Source organism: Ruminococcus sp. (assembly GCF_024691275.1).
In the GTDB taxonomy this organism is placed as follows: Bacteria; Bacillota; Clostridia; order Oscillospirales; family Ruminococcaceae; genus Ruminococcus.
In genome coordinates this window covers 1-2,897 of sequence record NZ_JAILNU010000052.1, presented here as the reverse complement: position 1 = coordinate 2,897, position 2,897 = coordinate 1, and the positions used below count along the sequence as shown (strand labels likewise).

1 protein-coding gene and 2 pseudogenes are annotated in these 2,897 nt (G+C 47.1%); 1 reads left to right on the top strand and 2 read right to left on the bottom strand.

Going from position 1 to position 2,897, the window contains the following annotated elements:
• Window positions 1–511: pseudogene (locus tag K6G33_RS06380) on the top strand (transposase); the annotation flags it as partial.
• Between the two features lie 118 nt (window positions 512–629).
• Here K6G33_RS06380 and K6G33_RS06375 read toward each other — a convergent pair.
• Window positions 630–1,475, bottom strand: coding sequence for a hypothetical protein (locus K6G33_RS06375; protein ID WP_296777451.1), 846 nt, complete (start codon window positions 1,473–1,475; stop codon window positions 630–632).
• Window positions 1,475–2,897: pseudogene (locus K6G33_RS06370) on the bottom strand (hypothetical protein); the annotation flags it as partial. The pseudogene K6G33_RS06370 and the gene K6G33_RS06375, both read right to left, overlap by 1 nt.

The following is a 2,897-nucleotide window of genomic DNA, read 5'->3' as shown; positions in this document are numbered from 1 at the left end:
GGAAGGGAGCCTTGAATCAGAGCTTGATTCTGAGCTCGGTTACGAGCCGTATGACGTTAAGAACAAGGAAACTGATAATAGCCGTAACGGTCACAGCAAGAAGACTCTTCGCACCAGTGTGGGCAAGGTGGATATCGAAGTGCCTCGTGACAAAAACAGCGAATTTGAACCAAAGATACTGCCTAAGAATCAGACATGTATCTCTCAGGATATGGAGAACAAGATTATCTCTATGTACGCCAAGGGTATGTCAACGTCCGATATTGAGGACCATATACGTGATATTTACGGTCTGGAGATATCTGATACCACCGTCAGCCGTATCACAGACAAGGTCCTCCCTGTTGCAAAGGAATGGTAGCAAAGAACGCTTGAAAGCGTCTATGCAGTCGTATTCCTTGACGCTATCCACTACCATGTACGCAGTGAAGGACAGATAATCAAAAAGGCTGTATATATAGCGATAGGCGTTAATATGGACGGCAGGAAGGATGTTCTCGGTATGTGGGTAAATGTAAAAGCTTTAGTAGTGTTATTTTTAGTTTTCATATTATATCGAAATATGGCTTCATAATCTTACGTTGTATCCATTAAGTTTGGCTTCTAATCTCAATACCACGTATTCAGTGTTAAGAATGTTTAACAAAAATCAATCTAATCCTACACGCCCCAAAGCTCTGCTTATCGCGTTCAAGTAAAGTATCAGGGAACAAATTGAGCCACTTGTGACTGAAGCTGGTACTGCCAAAATAAGCGTCGAAGTTTGAGATAGGCAGGATAACATAGTCAGAATCATCGGGCTTGTTGGCGACGCAGTAAGCGATAACAGTCTCCGCTACTTCGAATGGCAGCCCGTCAGGTAGCAGCGCCTTTATACGAGCCTTTTCATCATCTGTAAAGGAAAAGGATTTATCCGCCAGCGGTCCGAGCTCCAGAGCGTCCGCCAATATATCATCAAACCGCAGCACCCACGCTCCTTTTGTCTCAGGAGAATACAGCGACACCTGATACTGCTTGACCTTAGCTCTCCACGTCGCATCGAAGCCTTTTTTCAGCGGTTCAGCCTTGGCAAGAGTAGACTTGCTCATAATATCGCTGTTCTTGGTAATGAACCGCTCAATTTTGTGAACGTGTCTGTAAAACCAGCCCTGCCCCTTAGCATCGACCAATTCTGGGAACTCCCCGTGCAGGTCACTGAAATCAGTCCTGAACTGCCACTCCTCCTTCGGAGCGGCAGTTTTTTTGTCGGGGATACTGCACCACGCACAGAGAGCTCGCCTTGCATAGTCGATGTCGGGAGCGCCGTTTCTGAACATATATCCGCGGGCAATGATAGTGAGAACACGGTTCAGTCCGATGAACTTCATTATCATCTCAAAGCTGAAACGTCCGAGGAATGAGAGATCACGCTTGCCATTGCACTTGTAAACAGGTTTCTCAGTGTAAGCCTTGAATTCTTCAATCTCATTCAGCATTACTTAACCCTCCTTACGTGCTTTTCGATCCTGTCCAGCAGCAGATCGAAGAGCACTTTTCTTTTGCCCATAGCTACAATATACTTAACTGCCTCGTCAGGCTTCATTACTGCTTCAATAAGCTTTCTGCACTCATTTGCAACAACGTCACGGTAATACATATCAACTGGCTTGTTCAGATAAGCCTCCATTATCTTTCGAAACTCCGTTGAATCGACGTCGCGGATAAGACGTTTCCTGTCTGTGAGAGTGTTCTCGTCGTCAATGTCGGAAATAAGGTCAATGAGAATACGGTAACCGCCGAAACGGAAGTCGCTGAAAAGCGGATAGTACCGTTCAAGCTCAGGCAACCACTCAGCTAACAGATCATCACGCTGTTCCTTTGGCGTCAAGTGCCAGCTCTTAGCCTGCAGCTCCTGCCTGATAGCAGTTATCCTCTCTGGAGGTGTGCCCTGAAACAGGGTATACAGCATATCTGCGTCGTATTCACGGTCCTGACCACGGCTGTACAGAATACGCTGAATGTCGTTCCTGCGCTGTTTGTCCTTGACAGGCTGACCGCAGGCTCTTATGCGTGACAGACACCGTTCATAATCAGTAATAAGAGCAGACAGCTTTTTCAGTTTATCGTCGTTCAGCTTATCCTTCCAGTTATCATCTTCTGCAAAGGTGAACAGTTCCTCATCTGTGGCAGGCTTGTCAACGATAGTCTTCGTGTTCTTTCCAAGCATATATGCAAGGTACGGCAGACGCTCTACATTGGAGTCAACCTTGTTCCAATCGGTATCAGCGAAGAACTTCTCAAACTGCTCCTCGAAGGTCGGCTCGTACCACGCACGGCGTCCCTCACTCTTTTCAAGCAGGCTCTTGTATTTCAGGAACTTACTTTTGGCGACAGTCTTAGTGCCGAGATACTCCGTCAGATCAGGCTTCACACCGCTCTTGGCTGAATCAATTTCAAGTCCTGTGAGGATAGCAAGAGTCTCAGTCTCCTCGCGGCACTTGTCGCGAAGCTCGTCGTCGGAGTTCTCATTGTATGCAATGATACTTCTGTTCAGCGCCGCATTGGAGATCTGTCCAACTCGGGAAGAAAAGGTGCTCTTGACCGTTTCAAAACGCGCCTGCCAGTCAGTGGCATCACGGATAACAGGTTCAGCACTTGGTATTTTCAACAGCGGAGTGTCAGCTTTGGAATTGCGCTTGACGCAACGGTTTACGATTGGATCCGAGATAGTTTTTATCATATCGCCGTCGAAGTCTGCACCGCCGAGACGCTCCGCTGTCAGCGAGTCCCAGTTCACCATAACAACGTCGGTGAGGTGGCTGAGATAATACTTTCTCATATTCTCAACGTCGGGATAGACTTGCAGCTGAACCTCTTCGTTTCGGGAAATATGTGGATTTCGCAAGAGCGTACATTCA